Raw genomic sequence first — 23,178 nt, forward strand, 5'->3', positions numbered from 1 at the left:
GCCATGGAGGAAATCTTTGATTACATCGTCATCGGCGCAGGCTCGGCCGGTGGCACTCTGGCGGCAAGACTGAGCGAGAACCGCGAGCACAAGGTGCTGCTGCTGGAAGGCGGCGCCAGCCACAAGGATCTGCTGGTGTCCATGCCCTCGGGCTGGGGCCAGATGATCAACAGCCCCCAGTATTCCTGGGGTCATGAGACAGAGCCCGAGCAGTACGCGGCCCATCGCCGCATCAGCCTGCCGCGCGGCAAGCGCCTGGGCGGGTCTTCGTCCATCAACGGCATGATCTATGTGCGCGGCGACCGGGCGGATTTCGACAGCTGGGCTGCCCAGGGGGCGGCGGGCTGGGGCTATGAGCAGCTGCTGCCCTACTTTGTGCGCACCGAGGACCAGCAGCGCAGCGAGGCAGAGTTCATCCAGCCCTGGCATGGGCGGGGCGGGCCGCTGACCGCCAACAATCTGCACCATCCGCACCCGGTATCGCTGGCCATGGTGCGGGCTGCGATTCAGGCGGGCCTGCCCGCCTGCCGGGATTTCAACAACGGCCATCCGCAGGGCGCGGGGCTATTTCAGGTCAATCTCAAGAATGGCCGGCGCTCGTCGGTGGCCAGCAATGCCATCGAGCCCGCCATGCAGCGGCGCAATCTGGATGTACGCATGCAGCTGCTGGTCACCGGCATCGGTCTGGACGGGCTGCGCGCCAGCACGGTGCACTGGAAGGACAGGGCGGGCGCAAGCCGCGCTGCCCGTGCCGGCAAGGAAGTGCTGCTGTGCGCCGGTGCCCTGCAGTCGCCCCAGCTGCTGATGCTCTCGGGCATCGGCCCGGCCGCGCATCTGCAGGAGATGGGGATCGAGGTCAAAGTGGATCTGCCCGGAGTGGGTGCCAATCTGCAGGACCATGCGATTGTCCCCATGTCCTGGCGCATGAAGGCCGGCACGCCCAGCCTCAACCGCTCGCTGAGAGGCCTGGGTATTGGCGCTTCGCTGCTCCGGTACCTGCTGACCAGGCAGGGCGCCATGGCGATGCCGGCTTCGGAGTTTGCCGCCTGGTTCAGCAGCGATGCGAGCCTGCCCTACAACGACATCCAGATTCACGGCCTGCCCGTGACCGGCGATATCGAAGGCTATATGCAAAGCGGCAAGAACTACCGCACAGAGGCCTTCCCCGGCATGACGATGGCGCCCTACCAGGTGCGACCTTACTCGCGCGGCCAGCTCCAGCTCAAGAGCCGCCATCCCGAGGAGCTGGCCAGCATCCGCATGAACTTTCTGCACGACGAGCGTGACCGCAAAGCGCTGCTCCACGGTGTACGCATGGCGAGCACGATTGCCCGTCAGCCTGCACTGGCCGGACTGATCGAAACGCAGACCCGTCCGACGCCTGATCTGCAAAGCGATGACGAGCTGCTGGACTGGATCTCCATGTACCTGGGCTCGGGCCATCACGCCAGTGGCAGCTGCCGCATGGGCGATGCGGCCGACCCGCTGAGCGTGGTCACGTCCGACCTCAGGGTCAAGGGCGTGCAGGGTCTGCGCGTGATCGATGCCTCGGTCATGCCGCATCTGGTGTCGGGCAACACGAATGCGGCCTCGGTGGTGATCGGCGACAAGGGTGCCGACCTGGTGCTGGGCCTGACGCCGCCTGCCAACAGGATGTCGGATATGTCCGGCGCAGCGGCCGCTGCGCTGTCTGATGGCGCAAGAGCCGCCGCCGTGGCCTGAATATTGGAAGATTGGGTGGAGACAGAAGATGAACTTCGATTTCAGTGACGACCAGAATGCCTTGCGCAATGAGATTCGCAAATTCCTGACCAGGGAGTCGCCGCTGACGCAGGCGCGTGCCTTGCTTGAGGGCGAGGGCGAGCATGCCCAGAGCGTTTGGAGCGGCATGGCACAGCTGGGGGTGAGCAGCCTGATGCTGCCCGAGGACTGCGGCGGCATAGGCCTTGGTGCCATGGAGATGTGCGTGGTGGCCGAAGAAGTGGGTCGTCAGCTCAGCCCCGTGCCCCTGGCTTCGACCATGTATCTGGCGGTGCAGGCCGTCTTGCTATCCACACAGGAGCATTCTGCGCAGCGCCCGCGATGGCTGCTGCCGGTTTCTGGCGGAAGCATTGGCTGTCTGGCAGCGCCTGCCGACGGGCAGGTCCCTCCATCCGGTCTGCCCCTGTTTGACGGCAAGACCTTGAAGGGCGACTGCCCGCTGGTGGCCGACGGCATGGCCGCGCAGTGGGGCGTGGCGCTGGCGCGCAGCGCGACGGGGGTGCAGGTGCTGGTGGCCTTCAGGTTTGACGGCTCGGTGCGGCGCGAAAAGCTCAGGACGCTGGACCCTTCCAAGCCCTATGCCCGCCTGAGTTTTGACCATACGGAGGCAGAGCAGCTGGACGGCAGCCGCAGCGCTGCCGAGGTCATGCGGCGAGTGCGCAATCGCGCGGCCGTGATGCTGGCCTTTGAGCAGCTGGGTGCGGCCGATGCCGCGCTGGAGATGGCCAGCAGCTATGCCAGGGAGCGCAAGGCCTTTGGCCGGCCCATTGGCTCCTATCAGGGCATCAAGCACAAGCTGGCCCATCTCTACACCAGCAACCAGCTGGCCCGTGCGCATTGCTACTACGGCGCCTGGGCGCTGACTTCGGACATGGCTGCGGCCGATGGCGCGCCCGAGCTGGCGGGCGCAGCCGCAGCAGCACGCGTGAGCAGCACCCAGGCGCTGTCGGACGCTGCACAGGAAAACCTGCACACCCACGGCGGCATGGGCTATACGTGGGAGCTGGACTGCCACCTGTTCTATCGCCGCGCGCGTCAGCAGGCCGTGGAGCTGGGCAGTATCCACGCCTGGCGCGAGCAGGTCGCGGCCGAGTTGCAGCAGCGGCTTCTCGCAGCTGAGCCTGAGGCGCCTGCAAAGAGCGCGAAGCAGGCCGACAGCCAGTCCATGGATTTCGAGGACACGCCCGAAGAGGCGGCATTCCGCGCCGAATGCCGCGCCTGGCTGCAGGCCAATGCCGAGCCCAAGGCCAGCGCCGACGACTATTTCGGCCGCGACATGACGGCCGCGCAGCGCCTGGAGGCGGCCCGGGTCTGGCAAGGCCGGAAGGCGGCAGCAGGCTTTGGCGCCATCACCTGGCCCAAGGTGCTCGGCGGCCGTGGCGGCACGCCCATGCAGGAGCTGATCTGGCGCCAGGAGGAGGGCAAGGTCAAAGTGCCAACGGGCATGTTCAATGTGAGCCTGGGCATGGTGCTGCCATCGGTGATGGCACATGCCAGTCCCGAAGTGCTGGGCCAGCATGTGGCCCCGGCGCTGAGCGGCAAGAACCTCTGGTGCCAGCTGCTGAGCGAGCCAGGCGCGGGCTCCGACCTGGGTATGGTGCGCACACGTGCCGAGCGCGCGACCGATGGCCGCGAGGGCTGGATCATCAACGGCCAGAAGGTCTGGACTTCGCTCGCGCAGTTTGCCCAGTGGGGCCTGGTGCTGACCCGTTCCGATCCGCAGGCCAGCAAGTTCGAAGGGCTGAGCACCTTCTTTCTGGACATGCATTCGCCCGGCATTACCGTGCGCCCGATTCGTCAGGCCGGCGGCGAGTCCGAGTTCAACGAGGTCTTCTTCGAGGATGTGTTCGTGCCCGACCACCAACTGGTGGGGAAGCTGGGCGGTGGCTGGAAGGTCACGCTGACGGGCTTGATGGCCGAGCGCCTGGCCATTGGCGGCGTGATGCCCGCCGAGCTGTGGCGCACCACGGCAGGCTTGCTGGCCGATCTTCGCTTCGAAGGCCGGCCCGCACTGGAGGACGGCCGCCTGCGCGAGCGCTGGGCCGATCTCTATCTGAAAGAGCAGGCGCTATGGCTGCTGCAATGCCGCGCACTGACGGCGCTGAGCAAGGGGCGCCAGCCCGGCCCGGAAATGAGCGGCGCCAAGAACGTGGCCGCTGCCGCGCTGCAGTCCTTCAGCTACTTCGCTATCGACTTGCTGGGCCAGCGCGGCGTGCTGACGGCCAGCGAACTGGCGGCCAGCGGATTGGGTGAGCGCTTTGCAATGGTGGAGCGTCTGTGGTTTGGCTCTGCCGGCATGCGCATTGCGGGCGGTACCGACGAGGTGGTGCTCAACAGCATTGGCGAGCGCGTGCTGGGGCTGGCCGCCGAGCCGCGCAGCGACAGGGATGTTCCCTTCTGCGAACTGCTGGCCCGGTGATCCGGTGCGGCGCAGCAGCATGTGCTGTGCCCTTGTGCCCGGCTCTTGTGCCCCGCTCTTGTCCCGGCTCTTGTGCCGGGGGCAAGCCTTCATTGATTCAACGTGGCGCAGATCACGTTCTTGAGGAGACAGGAAATGAGTGCATCTGCTGCGACCCGCGTGTCGCAAGCTGCTTCGGCCCATCGGCAGCCGCTTGGCAACGTGACGGGCTGGCGACGTCACTATCTGCTGCTGGTACTGCTGCTCGTCTATGGCGTGAGCATGATCGACCGCCAGATCATGGGGGTGCTGATTCAGCCCATCAAGCAGGAGATGGGGGTTTCGGACAGCGCCATGGGTTTGCTCACGGGTCTGGCCTTTGCGCTGTTCTACAGCATTCTGGCCGTGCCTTTTGGCCGCCTTTCCGACCGTTGCAACCGGCGCAACCTGATTGCCTGGTGCTGCGCCGGATGGAGCATGGCCACGGGGCTGTGCGGCATGGCGATGGGCTTCTGGAGCCTGACGGCCGCGCGTGTGGGCGTGGCGGTGGGAGAGGCGGGCAGCACGGCGGCATCGACCACCATGATCGCCGATGTCTATCCGCCCGAGCAGCGCAGCCGCGCCATGAGCGTGTTCAGCCTGGGCCCGCACCTGGGCTCACTGGTGGGGCTCGGCGTGGGCGCCTGGATCGCCCAGCACTACGGCTGGCGCTCGGCTTTCCTGTGGCTGGCCTTGCCTGGCGTGCTGGTGGCCCTGCTGCTGCGCCTGACCTGCCGTGAGCCCGAGCGGGGGGCTCAGGACGGGCGCCCGGCGGCACAGGCAGCCGTCGAAAAATTTGGCGATGTCATGGCCGCGCTGGCACGCAACAAGGCGTTTGTGGGCCTGGGTCTGGCCAGCATGCTGATGGCGTTCTCGGGCTATGCGATCGGCATGTGGAACACGGCGTTTCTGGTCCGATCGCATGGTCTGCAGCTCAAGGATGCGGGCGCCATCATGGGCTTCATCGGCGGGCCTGCAGCCATCGCTGGTGCTTTGCTCAGCGGCTGGCTGACGGATCTCATGGCCAGGCGTGACAAGCGCTGGCAGGTGGGCATGCCGATTCTGGGTACGCTGATCTCGGTGCCGCTGGGGCTGGCCTTCTATCTCAACACCTCGCCCCAGAGCTGGCAGCTTGCGGGGCTGCAGATTCCCCATGCCGTGGCCTTCTATGGCCTGTTTGCCATCTTCTCCAGCTTCTGGGCGGCGCCAGTGTTTGCGGCACTGACCAATGTGATCGCAGCGCATCGCCTGGCGACCTCGCTGTCCATCTACAACCTGCTGCTGACGGCTGTCGGCGGCGGCCTGGGGCCGTTGGCGGTGGGACTGCTCAGCGATGCCTTCACTGCTGGTTACGGGCAGGAGTCACTGCGCTGGGCGCTGGTCTGCATGCTGGCGTTCTATCTGCTGGCGGTGGGAATCTATGTCTGGGTCATCAGGCACTACGCGGCGCAGCTTGCAGCAGGAAAGACGGCTTGAGCGGCATTGCAGCAAAGCTGCCCCAGGGTTGGCGCTCTTGGCAGCACAGGCCGTTGGGTCCGAGCATTGGCGCGCCAGTGACCAAGGGTCTGTCCCCAGTTCAAGCGGACGATGGATGCCACAGGCCAGCCGCCGAGCATGAGAGCGATTGCAGACACAGTGAATTCAGAACAACTCAAGGACAGACGGAGACAGGAAGATGAAGCGGACCTTCAATTTGGCAGATATTTTTGAGCTGGTGGTACAGGCCGTACCTGATCGCACGGCCTTCGGTTGCGGCGACCAGAAGCTCAGCTTCAAGCAGCTCGACGAGCGAGCCAATCAGCTGGGCAATGCGCTGCGCGCGCGCGGCATCGGGCGGGGCGACAACGTCGGCATCCAGCTCTACAACTGCGCCGAGTATCTGGAGGCCTTTTTTGCCTGCAGCAAGATCGGCGCCGTGCCGGTGAACGTCAACTACCGCTATGTGGCCGATGAGCTGCAGGGACTGTTCAACAGCCTGGATCTGCGAGCCCTGGTCTATGGCGCGGACTTCGATGCATCGGTGCTGGAAGTCATGCCCCGGGTGCCCACGCTGCGCCTTGCGCTGCGGGTTGGCACTGTGCGCGATGGCCTGCCCAGAAGCGTTCAGCCCTACGAGTCGGTGCTGGCCGAAGGCGCCCGGGAACTCACGGACGCCGAGCGCAGCGACGACGATATCTTCATGCTCTGCACCGGCGGCACCACGGGCTTGCCCAAGGGCGTGATGTGGCCTCACAAATCGCTGTTCATGGGGGCCCTGGGCGGTGGCGGCTATTACTTCCGCCGCCCCCCCATCGAGACACCCGAGGAGCTGCTGCAACTGGTGCCCAACGGCCCGGCGCTGGCCTATCTGGCGGCGGCTCCGCTCATGCATGGCGCGGCCATGTGGGCGACCCTGATCAGCCTGTTTTCCGGGCACCCCGTCTATGTGAACGAGCGCAAGAACTTCGATCCCGTGCATATGCTGGATCTGATCGAGCATCACCAGATCAATGTGATGGCAGTGGTGGGCGATGCCATGGCCCTGCCCATCATCCAGGCGCTCGAGAACAACCCTGGGCGATGGCCGCTCAAGTCGCTGATGATTTTCGGCAACGGCGGTGCCGTGTTCTCGCGTCATCTGCAGGAGCGGCTGCTGCTGCAGGTGCCGCATCTGGTGCTCAACAACGGTATGGCCAGCTCCGAATCCGGCGTTCTGGGCGGGGGGGAGAAGACGCCCGAGGGCGAAGGTTTCATGCGCATCGCGCCGCGTCCCGACCTGAGTGTGATCTCCGAGGACCTGCGCATTCTGAGCCAGCCCGGAGAGGAAGGCATTCTTTCGCGCCGTGGCCACATGCCCCTGGGCTATTACGGCGATCCCACGCAAACGGCCGAGACCTTCGTCATGGTCGAGGGCAGCCGCTGGGTGTTGACGGGGGACAGGGCTCGCATCGACACCACGGGTGAATATGTGGTGCTGGGCCGCGGCTCGCAATGCATCAACACCGGGGGGGAGAAGGTCTACCCCGAGGAGGTGGAGGAAACCGCGCGCCGCTACCCGCCGGTTCAGGATGTGGTGGTCGTGGGCGTTCCGGACGAGCGCTGGGGCAGCAAGGTGGTGGCCGTGGTGCAGGTGCAGCCGGGCCACGAATTCGATCTGCAGGAGTTCGAGAAAGTCTGCCGCAGCAATCTGTCGGGCTACAAGCTGCCGCGCGCTGTGTATCTGGCCACTGAAGTCAGGCGCAGCCCGGCAGGCAAGGCTGATTACCGCTGGGCCAAGGCCTATGTGGCCGGGCATGAGCCGCTGACTGCCGCGACAGCCTGAGCGAGAAGAAGGAGCATTTGCAGACGGTGAAGGAATACCCTGTTCGTCGCGCCTGACGACGGGATTCAAAGGAGGCCCCGGCCTCCTTCTTTTTTTTCAGCGTGCCGCAGCGCAGATCCGGCGTGCCGTCTTCTCGGACTTCAGTGCCACAAATGCCTTTGCCTGCGCGTCATAGCGGTGTGCAATCACATACCGGCTGCAGCGATCCGAATAGCGTGCGCAGGTCTGCATGGCCACGCACAGATGGGACCCGCTCCCCCAGACCTTGGCGGGCGGCCTGTCGTAAATGCCTTCATACAGCGTCTGCTCCTGCGCTCCCCCGTCATTCCATCTGGCCACGATTTCAGAAGAGAAATGGTCAAAGCCGACGCTGCTGTAGCCCACCTCGTAGTCAATCGTGCCCAGTCTGGTGATGGAAGTGCGGCCCGTGGCCTGCTGGTCCCAGGCGGCAGTCTCCTGCGCGCTGCAGGATATGGCGAAACAGCTCAGCATGAGCGATGCTTGAAGCGGGATAGAGAGCTTGCGCAGGTACATGGCGTGTAGGCCCGGAAATTGACGCAGCCACTATATCGCCGGTCTCGGCCAGGCACCGCCCGGCGCAGCCAGCGACGGCTTTGCGATCCGGAATGCGAGATCGCCCGGGCCGGCCATGGCCTGGCAGATGGCCGGGGCGCTGGCGGCTGCTCAGTTGCTCGGGTGCCTCAGGTATCTGGATGGCCTTGGACCCTGCGCACATAGTCACGCAGCGAGAGCAGGTAGCAGAGCACGGCCAGCAGACAGCATCCGACCATGGCCACTAGGCCATAGCGCAGGGCTTCCTTGCCGTAGCTGGCCGTCAGGCCGTCGCTGATCAGGCCCACGACCAAGGGCCCCAGTCCTCCGCCCACGGCAGAGGCGCAGAGTCCGAAGATCGCCATCGCCGTGGCCATGCGTGTGGAGGCCACCACATTGGTCAGTGCCGCATAGGTGGGCGGAACCCAGAAGCTCATCAGCACGCCGAACACCAGATAGGCGGGCATGGCCTGCGGCACTTTCAGGCCCCAAAGCGGCCAGATGCCTTCGGCAGGCGCCAGGTAGAAGTAGATGCCGAACGGGATGGAAAGCAGCACCCCCATGGCAGGCAGCCATAGCTGCCAGCGCGCATCGTGCCGGATCAGACGGTCGGTCAGCCATGCGCTGAACAGGGCCCCGGTGACGGCGGCGCTGGCACCCAGAACGCCAAAAATGGCACCTGCTTCCTTGAGGCTCAGGCCATAGGAGCGCACGAGAAAAGAGGTGTTCCAGATGCCTATGGCCTGACCGGCGAAGGTCAGTATCACGCCGGCTGTGGCAATGCCGACAAAGGCATGGTTGCGACGCAGCGACTGCAGGACCTGCAGAAATCCTTCCTGGGCCCGGGATATGTTGCCATCCGCATGCGGCAAGGGCTTGCGCAGCGGCTCCATGCAGGTAAGACGCAGCAGCATGGCCACCACCATGCCGGGAATGGCCATCCAGATGAAGACATGGCGCCAGCCGTATTCCTGCGCAATCCAGGCGCCTGCGCCCAGGCCGAACAGCACGCCAAAATGCGCGCCCAGCATATAGATGCCCATGGCGCGGCTGCGTTGCTCTGGAGGGTAGGCATCGGCGATCATCGACACCGACGGCGCGCTGCCGCCTGCCTCGCCGATCGCCACCGCCACGCGGGCAGCGGCCAGCGTCCAGAAACCCACTGCCAGCCCGCACAGGGCCGTGGCAATGCTCCAGGCCAGGCAGCACCAGGCAACCAGATTGCGCCGGTTGGAGCGGTCTGCATAGCGCCCGAACGGTATCGCCAGCACGCTGTAGAACAGCGCGAACGCGAGGCCGGTGAGCAGGCCCATGGCGCCGTCGGAGATATGGAACTCGGCCTGCACGGGCTGGATGAGAACGCCCATGATGTTGCGGTCGGCCATGGCCATGGTGTAGACGAAGAACAACACCAACAGCATGTAATTGCGCTGCCTGTGGCTCAGGGAAGACGGCTGCTCGTGAGCCGGGGGCGCGGTTCCGGAGGCGGATACGGGGATATGCACGGAGGTCTCCTGTCGAATGAAAAGCGGGTGCCGGTCTCAGGCGCCGGATTGGCCTCGAAGCCGTGGATGCCCTGGCGCGCTCAGCCGGGCGTCAGCTCGCTGCGCTTGAGCAGGCGGCCCGGCAATGCCTCGGTGGCACTGCCGTCGCGGTAGGTGATCTGGCCGGACTTGATGGTGTAGCGATAGCCCTGCGCGCCTTGTAGAAAGCGCTTGCCGCCGGCGGGCAGGTCTCTGGCGATATGCGGCGGCTCAATCCTGAGCGCCTGCAGATCGATGAGGTTGAGGTCCGCCAGCTTGCCCGGCTGCAGCACTCCCCGGTCGGCAAAGCCGTAGAGCGAGGCCGGCCGCTGCGTGAGCAGATGGATGGCCTGCTCGATGCTGAACAGGCCGCGCTCGCGCACCCATTCGGTAAGCAGGAACGTCGTGGCGCTGCCGTCGCAGATGGTGCCCACATGGGCGCCACCGTCGCCCAAGGCGGGTACGGTATGGGGATGGCCGAGCAGCTCGTGCACAGCGCTGCAGTCATGGTCCAGATAGTTGGCCATGGGCAGATAGACCAGGGCCTGGCCTTCACGGCCCAGCATGAAGTCGTACATCCACTCCAGCGGCGGCACGCCGGCGGCATCGGCCAGCGCCTGAACCGAATCGCCTGCCTGCGGCAGATAGTTGGGCTCTTCGCCGCGCCAGGGATACATGCCCGCGAAGTTCTGGCCGAAATACTCCATGAACAGATGGGGGTTGCGGTCCTTCTCGCCGAGGATGGCGCTGCGCGTGGCGGGCAGTGCCAGCGCCCTGAGGCGTTCTGCCGGCTCGAGCGGTGCCAGCGCCGCATAGCTGGGGCGGCAGGAGAAGGGGTTCAGGCTGCACTCGAACCCCATGAGCACGCCCACCGGGCGGTTCAGCACCTGGCCCATGATGCGCAGCCCGTCGGCGTTGGCTTTCTCGATCTGCTGCAGCAGTTCGCGGTGCAGCTGCGGGCGGTGCGGATACTGAAGCACGGTGAGGGTGGCGGCACGGCCCGTGCGCTGAGCGACGCGTGTGAGTATGCTGAATTCATCGCCGACGTGTTCGAAGTCAGAGATCATCTGGAACACGCTGTTCGGGTAGTCCTTGAGCGCGAGTCCCAGCGCCAGCAGCTCCTCGCTCGCGGCCTGGTACATGGGGGTGAAGTCCCCCGACTTGGAGCGGTGGGCCATGGTGCGCGAGGTGGAAAGGCCCACGGCGCCGGCGGCCAGGCCTTGCCGGACCAGTTGCTGCATGGCTTTGATGTCTTCGGCGCTGGCTGGCTCGCGCCGTATGGCGCGTTCGCCCATGGCGTGGACGCGCAGCGGCGCGTGAGGCAGCAGGGCGGCAATATCGATGTCGTAGCACCGCGCTGCCAAGGCTTGCAGATATTCGGGAAAGCTCTCCCAGTTCCATCGCAGACCTTCATGCAGCGCGGTGTCGGGGATGTCCTCCACCCCCACCATGAGCGCAATCAGCTGGTCCCTGTCTTCGGGCCGGCAGGGCGCAAAGCCCACGCCGCAGTTGCCCATCACCGCCGTGGTCACGCCCTGCTGCGAGCTGGGCCAAAGCCTCTCATCCCAGGTCGCCTGACCGTCGAAATGCGTGTGCACGTCCACAAAGCCCGGCGTCACCAGCAATCCGTCGGCATCGATCTGCTGCACGGCGTCGCCCAGTTGCCGGCCGATGGCGGCGATGTGCCCGTTGCGCACTCCGAGGTCCGCGCGGTAAATCGGGGCCCCGGTGCCGTCCACGATGCGGCCGTTGCGGATCAGCAAGTCGAACTGCTGCATAGGTCGGTCTCCTTGAGGTTCTGGTGTGCGGCCGTGCCCGCAGCAGCTTCCATTAAGAGGCAATCCGCACGCAACGCCTATCAGGGTTAGGGAATCGTCCGTTGGGACGATGTGGGTGCGGCAGCCCATGCATCACGATGCTCAGGGCGGTGCTGCAGCCGGCGGCATATCGCCGCACCGCGAGGTGCGAGACGGGTCGAAAGACTGCCGCCGTGCCGGACGTGCAGCGCACAGGGCGCGAGCAGCGGCCAGAGCTTCTGCGTGATGCCAAAAACCAAGAAAACAATGACCCAACCAAATCATCAGAACCCATCGAGAGGGTATGTGCTGGCGCTGCTGACGGCCTTGTCCGCGCTGACCTTCATGGACCGGCAGATCCTGGCCGTGCTGCTGCAGCCCATCAAGCAGGAGTTCGGCTTCTCGGACCTGCAGATCGGCCTGATTACCGGACTCGGCTTTGCGCTGACCTTTGCTGCGCTGGGCATACCTCTGGGGCGGCTGGCGGACCGCCATGAACGGCGCAGCCTGATTGCCTGGTGCCGGGGCGCCGGCGGCGCGGTGGCAGCACTGGGCGCGCTGGCCGCCGGCTCTGGCGGACTGACGGCATCGCGCGCCGGCGCTGCCCTGGGAGATGCCGGTGGCGGCGCGGCCTCCATGTCCATCCTGGCCGATCTCTACAAACCCCATGAGCGCTCGCGTGCCATGAGTGTCTTCGGCGTCGGCAATGCGATGGGCGCCCTGCTGGCCTTGCTGCTGGGGCCGCTGTTTGCCGAGCTGTGGGGCTGGCGCGTGACCATGGTCGTCATCGGCGTGGCCATCATGCTCCTGTCCCTGGTGCTGCGCCTGAGTGTGCGCGAACCCGTTCGCACGGTCGGACAGGTGGGCGCGGCACCACAGGAAGGCCGGCAGCAGTCCCGCTCTGCAGTCGCCCTGATATGGCAGGAGCCCGTGACCCGCTATCTGATTCTGGGTGCAGCCTGCGTGCTGATCGCGGGAATCTCGATCGGCGCCTGGAATGTGGCCTTGCTGGCGCGTCGCTTCGATCTCAGCCTCAAGCAGGCAGGCTCGATTTCCGCAGGGGCTGCTGTGCTCTCGGTCTCTGGCAGTCTGTTCTCGGGCTGGTTGACGGACCGGCTGGCGCGCAGCGACGTGCGCTGGCAGATCCGTATTCCCGTGATCGGCACCGCTGTGGCCATGGTGCTGGGTTTCGGCTATCTGCTGGTGGGTTCGGATCAATTCATGTTGTCCATGGCCTGCATGCTGGTCTATTCCTTCTTCACGGCTTGGTGGGCACCGGCCACCTATGCGGCCCTGAGCCTGGTCGTTGCCGCCGAGCGGCGCGCCACGGCCAGCGCCATGGTGCTGATGGCCGGGGCCTTGCTGGGCAACGGCGTGGGACCCATCGTGGCCGGCTGGCTCAGCGATGTGCTCAACAGCGTCGCACCCGGCGAAGGCCTGCGCTATGCCATGGCAATCATGATGTGCACGCTGGTGCCGGCGGTGTGGGCGTTCTACCGGGCCCTCCAGCATTACCCGGGGGCTTACCGCAGGGCCCACGCACCAGTGGCCGTTGCCGCATGAAGAGGCAGGCGGCCAGCGAGCAGGGCGGCGGTGCCGTCTGGAAGATGATCTATCTGGCGCGGCGCAATCCGGCGCTGCGCCCAGAGGAGTTTGCGCAGGCCTGGCGCGAGCATTCCGCGCTGGGCCGCCTGTGCCGCAACGTGGGCCAGCGCGTCAAGGCCGTGGCCCAGTGCTCACGACATCTACAGGCACATGCCGCAGCCCTGAGCAAGGACCATGACGGCGTCAATCTCATGGTGCTGGCCGAGCGCGAAGCCGGCTCTGCGATCTGGTGCGACCCGGAAACTCTGGCCATCATGCGTCCCGACGAGCCGCGCGTGTTTGCCGACTATGTGCGCAATTTCTCGCTGCTGTGCCGTCAGCAGGTGTTGCGCGGCAGCCTGTGCGTAGATGTCTTGCCGCAGCACAAACAAGTCATGCTGATCGGCTTTTTGCAGCGCAGCGACGTCTGGCGCGGCGCTGCGGCCTTGCCTGAGATTTGTCCACTGCAGTGGCAAAGCGTTGCTCTGGGGCTGGCCAGCCGCATTGTCTGCAACACCATCGATGAGCAACCACCTTCCGGCTACGGCTACCGCCATGTGGTTGAGTGGTGGTTTGACTCGGTGGAGCAGGCGCAGGCGGCAGCGGTGTCACTCGATGTATCGGCCCGTGCGCAGGACGGCGAGTTTGGCTGGGGCGAACATGTCTTCATGCTGACAGAGGTGACGCACGCCAGATCTTGAGGACTTGAAAAATAGTAGCTTCTTACGCTTTATGAATAAGGAATTCAATATGCTTTGTATTGAATTTCCATGAAGATAAAGCGCTGGCAGCTATGGTTTTCAGGGAGAGGTCTTCAACCCTGCAAAAAAGGCCCATGCAAGCGCATGGGCCTTTGGCCTTGGAGTCAATGGAGATCAGGCTGTCACTTCCTCGGCTTCCTGGGTATAGGCCACCATGCCGCGCGGAATGTATCTGCCTTCGCACTGGTCCAGATACTCGGCAGTCTTGGTGCGCGGGTTGTAGAACTGCTTGTACCAGATGCGGGCCTTGAGGAAGGCGCCGTCGCTGGGGATGAACAGCGGGTTCAGGCAGGGCGCCTTCTGCGACCAGACTTCGAAGTCCTGGGCAAAGGCCAGGCGGCTGGCCTCCTGGTACTGTTTGGCGGCAATTTCGTCCGCCTTGGTGGGCAGGCCGCCATGCGCGGTCTTCACCAGCAGGTTGTGCCAGACCTTGATCCTGCCGTCCTCGATGGGGGTATGCATGATCATCATGAAGGAGTTGAACATGCCGCTGACCTTGGAGACCAGGATGGCGGGGCCGTGGTACCAGGTGTCGGTGTGCAGATCGGCGCTGGCACCGCCTTCGCCCACCAGGGTGCGGTGACCGCCGCACTGGCGCTGGATGGCATTGTGGCCCTTGAACTCGTTCTCGAAGCGCGCCACGGTGGAGCCATGGATGGGGCTCAGATGACCATAGTCGGCAATGTTGTCCACGACCTCCATGGGATGCTGGTTCAACTCGCCCAGGTAGTCCCATTGACCGTTGACATAGGTCTCGTCATGCCAGTCGCCAAAAGTGGGCAGATCGTAGTCGGGCTCGCCGCCTTCGGGATCGAACCAGACCCAGATGGCGCCGTACTGCTCGACCACCTTCCAGCTCTTGACCGCGGCCGCAGCCGGAATGGCGCCGTCGTGATAGGGGATGTGGTTGCACTTGCCGTCCGCGCCGAAGCGCCAGCCGTGGTAGGGGCAGCGGATGCCGTCGCCTTCCACGTTGCTGCCGCCACCGTCGATGACTACATAGCTGGTGGCGTTGGGCGCCGCCAGATGGGTCTTCATATGGGGACAGTAAGCGTCCAGCAGCACGACCTTGCCGCTTTCGCGGCCGCGGTACAGCGCGAAATCCTGGCCGAAGAAGCGCACGGCCACGGGCTTGTGGGTGTCGAGCGCACTGGCCTCGGAAATCATGAACCAGCCACGCGGGTAGGTAAATTCACCGAGGCGGTAGTCCTTCGTGGTTGCCATTGCAGAGGTCTCCGTATTTAGTTTTGGACGGATGCATCTTCTGGCAGGCGGCGCCGCCGCGCATACTCTGTTTGGACGAGTGCCGGAGCGCTTTTGAGCTGGCGCAAACTGCCCAGGGTTTGCACCAGTCCGAGTGTGAGTGCGTGCTCAGGAGGTGGTCGCGGCCGCTGCCACACGCTCCTGGTACAGAGGCTGCAGGTCCAGCATGGTGTGGGACTTGGCCAGCGACAGGGCCTCGGGCTCGGAGCCCAGCCAGAACAGGGCGGCCGCGATCTGTTCGGGCGTGGCCGCACCATAGCGCTGGGCCAGCACGCCGTCGTCGCCCAGCGTGGCCTTGACGGCCTCCGTCGTCACCACACCGGGGTTGACGCTGAAGGCGCGTACATTCTGCTGCCTGTACTCGGTGTTGATGCAGCCGGCCAGGCGCGCAACAGCGGCCTTGGAAGCCCCGTAGGCAAATCCCCAGCCGCCCTGGTCGGCCGGAACGGGCGGGTTGTATTGACCTGCGGCCGAGCACACATTGATGATGCGGCCGCCGCCTTGTGCCGCCATGGAGGGAAGCAGGCGCTGGGCCAGATGGAACGGGGCGATGACATTGCCCTGCAGGCAGCGCTGCAGCGACCCGGCCGTGATCTCGGGGATCAGGTGGTTGATCTCGCGGTTCTGGTAGACGGCGTTGTTGATCAGCAGATCGACACGGCCAAAGCGCTGCAGCACGGCATCGGCCGCCTTGTCCAGGCTGTTCAGCTCCATCAGGTCCATGACATGGGTAAATACCTCGCCGCCGGCGGCCTCGATGGCTCGGGCGGTGGACTCCAGGCTGCCGGACAGCAACTGGCCGTTGGGCAGACGCAGCTGGTTGTCCAGTTGCGCGCCTTCGGTCAGCGTGCGCGCGGTGATGGCCACACGCCAGCCCCGCAGGGCAAAGAAGACGGCGGTTGCCGCGCCGATGCCGCGGCTGGCACCGGTGATGAGAACGACGGGCTGGCTCATGAGAGTCTCCGGTTTTTTGGGGGGATCAGGCGGCAGCCGTCTGCAGCTGCTGCAGGCGCTGACGGTAGGGGCGAATGGCCAGTGCGAAGAAGATCGAGGTGATGAGCAGCAGCGAGGTCACGCCCATCAGCGCCCAGCGCAGGCCTTCGGAGCCATGGGTTTGGGCAAAGTAGTCCGACAGGATGCCGGTGACCAGCGGGCCCAGGCCCACACCGAGCAAGGTCATGAACAGGTTGAGCAGGGCCGAGGCCACGCTGCGCTCGGCGGCCGTCACCATCTGGCTCACGGCGCTGTATGAGAGCGTGGCGAACCAGCTCGCGAAGAAACCGAACAACAGCGCAAAGGCCATGGCGTAGGGGACCTTGATGCCGGCAACCGTCCAGAAGTCGGAAACGGGCCAGAAGAAGACGGCCACGCCGGCCGGCACGGCGCAGAGCGTTCCCATGGCGGCCAGACGCAGCTGCCAGCGCGCGTCGCGCTGGGTCAGCCTGTCGCTGAGCCAGCCACAGAACATGGCGCCGAACACGGCCCCCAGGCCGCTGGCCAGGCCGAACACCAGGCCGGCGTGGGAGATGCTCATGCCGTGAATGCGCATGAAAAAGCTCGGTGCCCAGACGCCGTAGCCATAGCCCGCAATACCGGCCACGCCGCAGGCGATGCAGATATTGCGCAGCGGCGCCATGCCCAGCAGACGCCTGAGCTGGCGGAACATGGATTCACGCGGGGCGCTGCCTTGCGCGGCGACACGGGCGGTTTCATAGGCGCCGCGTGCGGGTTCCCTGACAAAGAAATACACCAGCAGGGCCAGAATCACGCCCGGAATGCCGAAGGCCAGAAACACGGAGCGCCAGCCGTAGTGCTGGGCCACCATGCCGCCGATGACCAGGCCCAGCAGCGTGCCCAGGTTGGGGCCCATCATGAACAGGCTGATGGCAAACGAGCGCATCTTGGGTGGGTAGAGATCGGAGACTATGGACACCGACGGCGCCATGCCGCCCGCCTCGCCCACGGCCACGCTCATGCGGGCCAGCAGCATATGCCAGTACTGGGTGGCGACGCCGCAGGCTGCGGTGGCCAGGCTCCAGATGCCGCAGCACAGGGCCACGATGTTGCGGCGGTTGCGGGTGTCGGCCAGACGCCCCACGGGCACACCCAGCATCGCATAGATCAGACCGAAGGCCAGCCCCGTGAGCAGACCCATCTCGGTGTCGGAGGCACCGAATTCCTGCTTGACGGGTTCCAGCAAAATAGACAGAACCTGCCGGTCAATGAAGGAGAAAATATAGACCAGCGCCAGCAAGGCGAGGCTGAGATGAGTGCGCCAGCTGACGGCGGGAGGCGGGTTTTGAGGGGTGTGCATGCGCAGCATCGTGCGAGGGGCTCAGGGTTATGCCATCGTCTTTTTGGACGACGACCAGGAAATCTTCAGGTCCGAGCATGTGCCTTCCCGTTCATGGCTTTCAAGAGAAATATTCAGGAGACAAAATGACCCAGACGAATTCGTCCATCGGCATCCGCCAGCTGCTGGACATGCAAAAGCAGGCTTTCATCGAAGAAGGTGCAGTCAGCGCCGAAGTGCGCATGCAGCGCCTGCAGCAGCTCATCGACATGCTGGTGGAGCACAGGAATGCCCTGTGCCAGGCCATGGGTGAAGACTTCGGCGGCCGCCCTGCCGTATTTTCGCTGGCCAACGACATCCTGGGCTCGCTGGCCTCGCTCAAGCATGCGCGCGACCATCTCAAGGACTGGCTGGGCGACTCGGTGCGTCCCAGCGTCAAACCCTTCGACATGTTTGGTGCCACGGCCTGGGTCAAGTACCAGCCCAAGGGCGTGATCGGCATCATCGGCACCTGGAATGCGCCGCTGTTCACCTTGCTGTCGCCGCTGGCCTGCGCGTTCGCGGCGGGCAACCGGGCCGTGCTCAAACCTTCCGAAATCGCACCGCGCACGGCCCAGGTGCTGGCCGAGGCCGTGGCCAAACGCTTTGATCCCCAGGTACTGGCCGTGGTGCAGGGCGGCCCCGAGGTGGCGGCAGCATTTGCCGAGCAGCCCTGGAACCACCTGGTCTTCACGGGCTCCACCAGTGTGGGCAAGCTCATCATGGCTGCCGCCGCGAGGAATCTGGTGCCCGTGACGCTGGAGCTGGGCGGCAAGTCTCCGGTGCTGGTCGGCGACACGGCCGATATCGCCCATGCGGCCGAACGCATTGCCGTGGGCAAGTCGCTGAACTCCGGCCAGCTGTGCGTGTCACCCGACGAGGTCTGGGTCCATGAGTCGCGGCTGCAGGCGCTGGCCGAAGGGATTGCGGCGCAATACCAGTCGCTGTATCCCTCGGTGAGCGGCAATGCGGATATGACGCCTGTGATCAACGAGCGACACCATGCCCGTGTGAAAGCCTATGTGGACGATGCCAAGGCGCGTGGCCTGAGCGTGCTGGAAGTCGGTGCCGCGCAAGCCGGATCGGACCGTCGCCTGCCGCTGGCGCTGGTCATCAACCCGCCTGCCGACGCCGAGATCTCCCTGCATGAAATCTTCGGCCCGGCCCTGGTACTGCGCAGTTTCCACAATATCCGCGATGCGGTGGCGGCGATCAATGCCGGCGAGCGCCCGCTGGCGCTGTACTACTTCGGCAACGACGAGACGGAGCAGGGCTGGGTGCTGGACAACACGCTGTCCGGCGGTGTCTCCATCAACGATGTGGTCATGCATCCGGCGCTGGAAGACGCCCCGTTCGGCGGCGTGGGGGCTTCGGGCATGGGTCACTACCATGGCCGGGAGGGCTTTCTCGAGTTCAGTCATGCGCGCTCCGTCTACAAGGCTGGCAGCCACGACCCGCGTCGAGAGTGGGGCATGCTGCCGCCATATAACGAGCAGTTCGCACAGATGCTGCAGGCCGCTGTCACCCCCTGAGCCGAAGCGCGGCTTGCCCCTCTGTGCTTCTCGGAGGGGAACGACAGCTTCGCTGAGGGACAGCGGAGCATCCTGGGCCCTTGCTCGCTGTCTCTGATTCTGAATCTGCCTGATTCGCGGCTCTTCCCCGGTGCAGCGCTATCCATTTCAGGGGCTCATTTCTTGCGTGTTGACACAAGCTGCACGGGCCGACCATGGGAGTTGTCTCATGGTCCGTTTGGCTGATGTTTCAAAAGCGTTTCATGCAGAGCATGGCTGGCTTGGAACGCAATCAGAGGAAGAGACATGAACGAGATTTTTCGCCAGTTTTCGCTGGAGGGTCAGGTTGCTGTAGTGACCGGTGCGGGCAAGGGAATTGGCCGTGCTTGTGCGATCACGCTGGCCAGGGCGGGCGCCGATGTGGCGCTGTTTGCGAGAACCGAGGCGGATCTGCAGGCCGTCAAGGCCGAGATCGAAGTGTTGGGGCGCCGCGCCATCATCGTGCCTGGCGATGTGAACCGGGACGAGGACCTGCAGGCCCTGATCGATCGCACCGTGGCCGAGCTGGGCAAGATCAATGTGCTCATCAACAATGTGGGCGGCGGCGGCCCCAACGACCCACGCAAGGTCACGGGCAAGGCCGTGGGCGACATGCTGGCCTTCAATGTGGTGCCTGCCTATACGCTGATCCAGAAGGTGGCCGCCGCCATGGACGCCGCAGGCGGCGGCGCGGTGGTCAATATCTCGTCCACGGCGGCGCGCTACTCGCAAAAGTACTTCAGCGCTTATGCGGCTTCCAAGGCCGCGCTCAACCAGCTCACGCGCTGCCTGGCGCAGGACTTTGGCCCGAGGGTGCGTATCAACGCCATCGAGCCCGGCACCATCATGACCGATGCGCTGGCACCGTTTCTCACGCCCGAGCGCAAGGAGCGCATGGAAAAGACCACGCCCATGGCACGCATGGGCCAGCCCGAAGACATTGCCAACGCCGCGCTGTTTCTGGCCAGCCCCGCATCCAGCTGGGTGACCGGCAAGGTGCTGGGAGTGGACGGAGGTGTGGAAGCGCCGAACTTCTGAGTCTGAAGGCACCGCTCAGGCGGGACCGACCGTTTCGCGCAGAAAAAGGGAGCTTGGGCTCCCTTTTTCTATGCGCTCTTGACGATGTCGCTTGAGCCAAGCTGCGGCTTGAATCGAGCCTTTGTGTTCGTGGTCAAGCGCAATTGCAACGTCTGCAAGCTAGTGCCTCCTCCGGATGATGCGGCCGTTGTGCGATGGCGGTCTGGTGTGGTTTCAGCATGTCGCAGGCTGAGCCGCTTGCTTGGCGCCTGATGGCCGGCCTCGGTCATGTCCTGGGGAGGATGTGCTCCTGCATCAGGTCCACAAAGGCTTTCACCTTGGCAGGCCGAAAGCGTGCCGTCGGGAATACGGCATGAATGCCCCCCGAGGGCAGCGACCATCTGGGCAGTACCTGTATCAGCGTGCCGTTCTTCAAATCATCGGCCACTGCGAAGTCGGGCAGTACCGACAGGCCCGCGCCCTGGCGCACGGCCTCGCGCACGCCCAGCGTCGCATCCAGCGAGATCACCGGATGCACGGTCACGCTCTGCTGCTCCAGCTCGCCGCGCGAGAAGCGCCAGCTGCAGGGGTCACGCAAGGCCGTGTTCGCCACGAAAGGCAGCGCGCCGATATGCTGCGGCTGCTTGAGCTGCCCCACTTGCCGGCGCATCGAGGGCGCGGCGACCAGCAGTTGCCGGAAGCTCCCGATCTGACGGGCCTGCACGTTGAGGTCGGAAAGCCAGCCCACGCGGATCGCCAGCTCCACCTGCCCCGACATCAGGTCGAGCGACTGGTCGCTGAACACGGCATCCACCTTGCATTGGGGGTAGCGCCGGGTGAACTCGGTGATGGCAGGCACCACCGCCGTGATGCCATAGTCCAGCGCAGCGGTCAGGCGCAGGATGCCCGAAGGCTCGGCCGCCACCTCTCCGAGTTCGTCGAAGGCATCGCCTGCCTCCTTGAGGATGGATGCGCAGCGCTGATAGAAGAGCCTGCCTGCGTCGGTGGGCACGACCTTGCGGGTGGTGCGGGTCAGCAGCGTGGTGCGGAACTCACGTTCGAGTCTGGCGACCTGCTGGCTGACCACGGCCTTGGTGATTCCCAGCCGGTCTGCGGCGGCCGTGAAGCTGCCGGTCTCCACCACGGCTGCGAAGTAGGCCAGGCGCTTGAGATTGGCAAGCCTGCCGGCGATGGATTCTTCTGGATTGTTTGCCATTGACATACGGTTTATCTATTCGATCGGGGTTTTTCTGTCAATGCTTTGTTTCTACGATCACGGTATTCAAGCCATGGAGCCCTTTTGTGACCAAGACCCTGCATTACGTATTCGACCCTCTGTGCGGCTGGTGCTACGGTGCCGCCTCGGCAGTGGCGGCCCTGGGCAAAGCGCCCGAGGTCGAACTGCGCCTGCTGCCCAGCGGCCTCTTCGCCGGCGCGGGTGCACGTCCCATGGACGACGACTTTGCGGCCTATGCCTGGAGCAACGACCAGCGCATTGAGCGCCTGACGGGCCAGCGTTTTAGCGAGCGCTACCGCAGCCAGGTGCTGTCGGACCGCCAGCAGCGGTTCGACAGCGGTCCGGCCACCCTGGCGCTGAGCGCCGTCAGCCTGACCGCCCCCGAGCGCGAGCCAGAGGCCCTTGAAGCCATCCAGCATGCGCGATATGTCAACGGCGAGGACATCACCCGGTTGGAGCCGCTGGCGGCCGTGCTGCAGGCCCTGGGACTGGAGCAGGCGGCTGCATGCCTGCTGCGGTCTGAGGGCGAACTGCTGGCAGCCAATCGCGTCCGTATCGCCGCTGCGCAGGCCTTGCTGGGCCAGTTCGGCGCGCGTGGCGTTCCGTGCTTCATCCTGGAAACCCATGGCCAGCGCCAGTTGCTCAATTCCAGTGCCGCTTACGCCAATCCGCAGGCCTTTGCCGAGCAAGTCTCCAAGGCTTGAGGCTTTCGCCTTTCAACCTCGCCATCCCGAAATTACCGGAGAACCATCATGATGAATCGCCGAGACTTTGTTCATACCGCCGCCGCTGCCGGAATCGTTACAGGCCTGGCAGGTTGCGCCGCTGCCGTGACCGGCCAATCCAGGCTGCAATGGCAGCACTTCCCTGCAGACGACAAAGGCTTTTTCCGTGCGCCCGTGCTGCTTTCGGGCGACCAGGAGGCCGTTCTTATCGACGGCGGCTTTTCCCTGCCCGATGGCCGCGCCGTGGCCGAAGCCATCAAGGCTTCGGGCAAGCAGCTCAGCACCATTTATATCAGCCAGAGCGACCCGGATTACTACTTCAGCCTGGGACCGATCAAGGCCGCCTTTCCCGCTGCCAGGGTGATCGCAGCCTCCGACACCATTGCCGCCATCCGCGCCAACGTGCAAAAGAAGATTGATACCTGGGCGCCCCAGCTCAAGGAGAACGGTCCGCAGAAGCTCGCCGACATCGTCTTTCCCGAAGCCTATGACGGTCCCGCGCTGATGCTGGAAGGCCACCGCATCGAAATCGTCAAGGCGCAGGGACTGGAGAACCGCCGCTACCTGTGGGTTCCCTCGCTGAATGCGGTCTTCGGTGGTGTGCTGGTGTTCTCGGGCCTGCATGTGTGGACGGCCGATACCCCGACGCCAGCCTCTCGCGCCGCCTGGGTCAGGAATCTGGAGGCCATCGCCGCACGCAAGCCGGCCGTGGTCGTGCCGGGCCACCTGGGCGCCCCTGGCGCGCTGGACGTTTCGGCCGTGAACTACACCCGCGAATACCTGCTGGCCTTCGAGCAGGAACTGGCCAAGGCCGCCAATGGCGATGCCTTGATCGCCGCCATGAACAAGCGCTATCCTGACGCCGGCCTGGCCGCTGCGCTGCAGATCGGCGCCAAGGTGGCCAAGGCCGAGATGAAATGGGGCTGAAGCCCGGGAAGCACACCATGACCACCAATCTGGACATCATCCGCTCGACCTACGAAGGTCTGCCCGAGGAGAACGGCAGGAATCTGCTGGCCGCACTGGCGCCCGACGCGCGGTGGACAGAGGCCGCCGGCTTTCCCTATGCCGGAACCTACATCGGCCCGCAGCAAATCGTCGCGGGCGTGTTCCAGCGGCTGGCGACGGAGTGGGACTGCTACAGCGCCAAGGTCCACACCTACCTGGCCGATGGCGACCGCGTGGCCGCCTTCGGCGTCTACTCGGGCACCTATCGCGAGACGGGCAAGGCAATGACGGCTAGCTTCGCCCATCTGTACCGGCTCAACGAGGGCAGGATCACGAGCATGGAACAGTATGTGGACAGCCACCTGGTGCAGCAGGCGCTGCTGGCCTGAGC

The 23,178-nt window shown here is 65.0% G+C and carries 18 protein-coding genes; 11 read left to right on the forward strand and 7 right to left on the reverse strand.

Features of this window, described 5'->3' with window-relative positions; genetic code table 11:
* Positions 1–3 precede the first annotated feature (3 nt).
* The 4 genes from FSY59_RS00880 to FSY59_RS00895 all read left to right on the forward strand — a co-directional run bounded on the left by FSY59_RS00880 (position 4) and on the right by FSY59_RS00895 (position 7,499).
* Positions 4–1,722, forward strand: coding sequence for a GMC family oxidoreductase (locus tag FSY59_RS00880; protein ID WP_148728301.1), 1,719 nt, complete (start codon positions 4–6; stop codon positions 1,720–1,722).
* A 28-nt stretch (positions 1,723–1,750) separates the two neighbouring features.
* The gene (locus tag FSY59_RS00885) at positions 1,751–4,180 is read left to right on the forward strand and encodes an acyl-CoA dehydrogenase (protein WP_148728302.1); all 2,430 of its coding nucleotides are present in this window, start codon (positions 1,751–1,753) and stop codon (positions 4,178–4,180) included.
* A gap of 135 nt (positions 4,181–4,315) precedes the next feature.
* A complete protein-coding gene (locus FSY59_RS00890) occupies positions 4,316–5,674 on the forward strand; it encodes an MFS transporter (protein ID WP_148728303.1) in 1,359 nt (452 codons plus the stop codon).
* Positions 5,675–5,891: 217 nt separating this feature from the next.
* A complete protein-coding gene (locus FSY59_RS00895) occupies positions 5,892–7,499 on the forward strand; it encodes an AMP-binding protein (RefSeq protein WP_255439083.1) in 1,608 nt (535 codons plus the stop codon).
* A gap of 96 nt (positions 7,500–7,595) precedes the next feature.
* Here the strand turns inward: FSY59_RS00895 and FSY59_RS00900 are convergent, their stop codons facing one another.
* From FSY59_RS00900 to FSY59_RS00910, 3 genes are all read right to left on the reverse strand, one after another.
* Positions 7,596–7,991 carry a hypothetical protein gene (locus tag FSY59_RS00900; RefSeq protein WP_253279269.1) on the reverse strand — a complete coding sequence of 132 codons (396 nt, stop codon included), beginning with the start codon at positions 7,989–7,991 and terminating at the stop codon, positions 7,596–7,598.
* 209 nt (positions 7,992–8,200) lie between these two features.
* Positions 8,201–9,556: an MFS transporter gene (locus FSY59_RS00905; RefSeq protein WP_051962136.1), complete on the reverse strand. Its 1,356-nt coding sequence runs from the start codon at positions 9,554–9,556 to the stop codon at positions 8,201–8,203.
* A gap of 80 nt (positions 9,557–9,636) precedes the next feature.
* Complete coding sequence (locus FSY59_RS00910; protein ID WP_148728305.1) at positions 9,637–11,352, reverse strand: amidohydrolase family protein; 1,716 nt, start codon at positions 11,350–11,352, stop codon at positions 9,637–9,639.
* Between the two features lie 285 nt (positions 11,353–11,637).
* Between FSY59_RS00910 and FSY59_RS00915 the strand changes: the two genes are divergently transcribed.
* Together FSY59_RS00915 and FSY59_RS00920 are read left to right on the forward strand one after the other, a co-directional pair.
* Positions 11,638–12,933 carry an MFS transporter gene (locus tag FSY59_RS00915; protein WP_050785786.1) on the forward strand — a complete coding sequence of 432 codons (1,296 nt, stop codon included), beginning with the start codon at positions 11,638–11,640 and terminating at the stop codon, positions 12,931–12,933.
* Entirely contained in the window at positions 12,930–13,655 is a 726-nt protein-coding gene (locus FSY59_RS00920; protein WP_148728306.1) for an EthD domain-containing protein, read from the forward strand. Before FSY59_RS00915 ends, FSY59_RS00920 begins: the two co-directional genes overlap by 4 nt.
* 174 nt (positions 13,656–13,829) lie before the next feature.
* Here FSY59_RS00920 and FSY59_RS00925 read toward each other — a convergent pair whose 3' ends face one another.
* The 3 genes from FSY59_RS00925 to FSY59_RS00935 form a co-directional block, all read right to left on the reverse strand.
* Entirely contained in the window at positions 13,830–14,939 is a 1,110-nt protein-coding gene (locus FSY59_RS00925) for a Rieske 2Fe-2S domain-containing protein (protein ID WP_003057373.1), read from the reverse strand.
* Between the two features lie 147 nt (positions 14,940–15,086).
* Entirely contained in the window at positions 15,087–15,932 is an 846-nt protein-coding gene (locus tag FSY59_RS00930) for an SDR family NAD(P)-dependent oxidoreductase (RefSeq protein ID WP_148728307.1), read from the reverse strand.
* A 25-nt stretch (positions 15,933–15,957) separates the two neighbouring features.
* Positions 15,958–17,292 carry an MFS transporter gene (locus tag FSY59_RS00935; RefSeq protein WP_232536094.1) on the reverse strand — a complete coding sequence of 445 codons (1,335 nt, stop codon included), beginning with the start codon at positions 17,290–17,292 and terminating at the stop codon, positions 15,958–15,960.
* Positions 17,293–17,417: 125 nt separating this feature from the next.
* Here FSY59_RS00935 and FSY59_RS00940 point away from each other — a divergent pair, with 125 nt between their 5' ends.
* Positions 17,418–18,842, forward strand: coding sequence for a coniferyl aldehyde dehydrogenase (locus FSY59_RS00940; RefSeq protein ID WP_003057370.1), 1,425 nt, complete (start codon positions 17,418–17,420; stop codon positions 18,840–18,842).
* A 285-nt stretch (positions 18,843–19,127) separates the two neighbouring features.
* The gene (locus FSY59_RS00945; protein ID WP_148728308.1) at positions 19,128–19,898 is read left to right on the forward strand and encodes an SDR family NAD(P)-dependent oxidoreductase; all 771 of its coding nucleotides are present in this window, start codon (positions 19,128–19,130) and stop codon (positions 19,896–19,898) included.
* A gap of 265 nt (positions 19,899–20,163) precedes the next feature.
* Here FSY59_RS00945 and FSY59_RS00950 read toward each other — a convergent pair whose 3' ends face one another.
* A complete protein-coding gene (locus FSY59_RS00950) occupies positions 20,164–21,099 on the reverse strand; it encodes a LysR family transcriptional regulator (protein WP_019043231.1) in 936 nt (311 codons plus the stop codon).
* Positions 21,100–21,179: 80 nt separating this feature from the next.
* On the opposite strand from FSY59_RS00950, the gene FSY59_RS00955 reads away from it, so the two are divergent.
* From FSY59_RS00955 to FSY59_RS00965, 3 genes are read left to right on the forward strand one after another with little or no spacing between them, the layout of a single operon-like run.
* Complete coding sequence (locus FSY59_RS00955; protein WP_148728309.1) at positions 21,180–21,818, forward strand: DsbA family protein; 639 nt, start codon at positions 21,180–21,182, stop codon at positions 21,816–21,818.
* Between the two features lie 48 nt (positions 21,819–21,866).
* A complete protein-coding gene (locus FSY59_RS00960) occupies positions 21,867–22,766 on the forward strand; it encodes an MBL fold metallo-hydrolase (protein ID WP_003057365.1) in 900 nt (299 codons plus the stop codon).
* Between the two features lie 17 nt (positions 22,767–22,783).
* Positions 22,784–23,176, forward strand: coding sequence for a nuclear transport factor 2 family protein (locus FSY59_RS00965; protein WP_187427869.1), 393 nt, complete (start codon positions 22,784–22,786; stop codon positions 23,174–23,176).
* Positions 23,177–23,178: the final 2 nt, after the last annotated feature.

The sequence above is a fragment of the Comamonas sp. Z3 genome, assembly GCF_008121565.1.
In the GTDB taxonomy this organism is placed as follows: Bacteria; Pseudomonadota; Gammaproteobacteria; order Burkholderiales; family Burkholderiaceae_C; genus Comamonas; species Comamonas brasiliensis.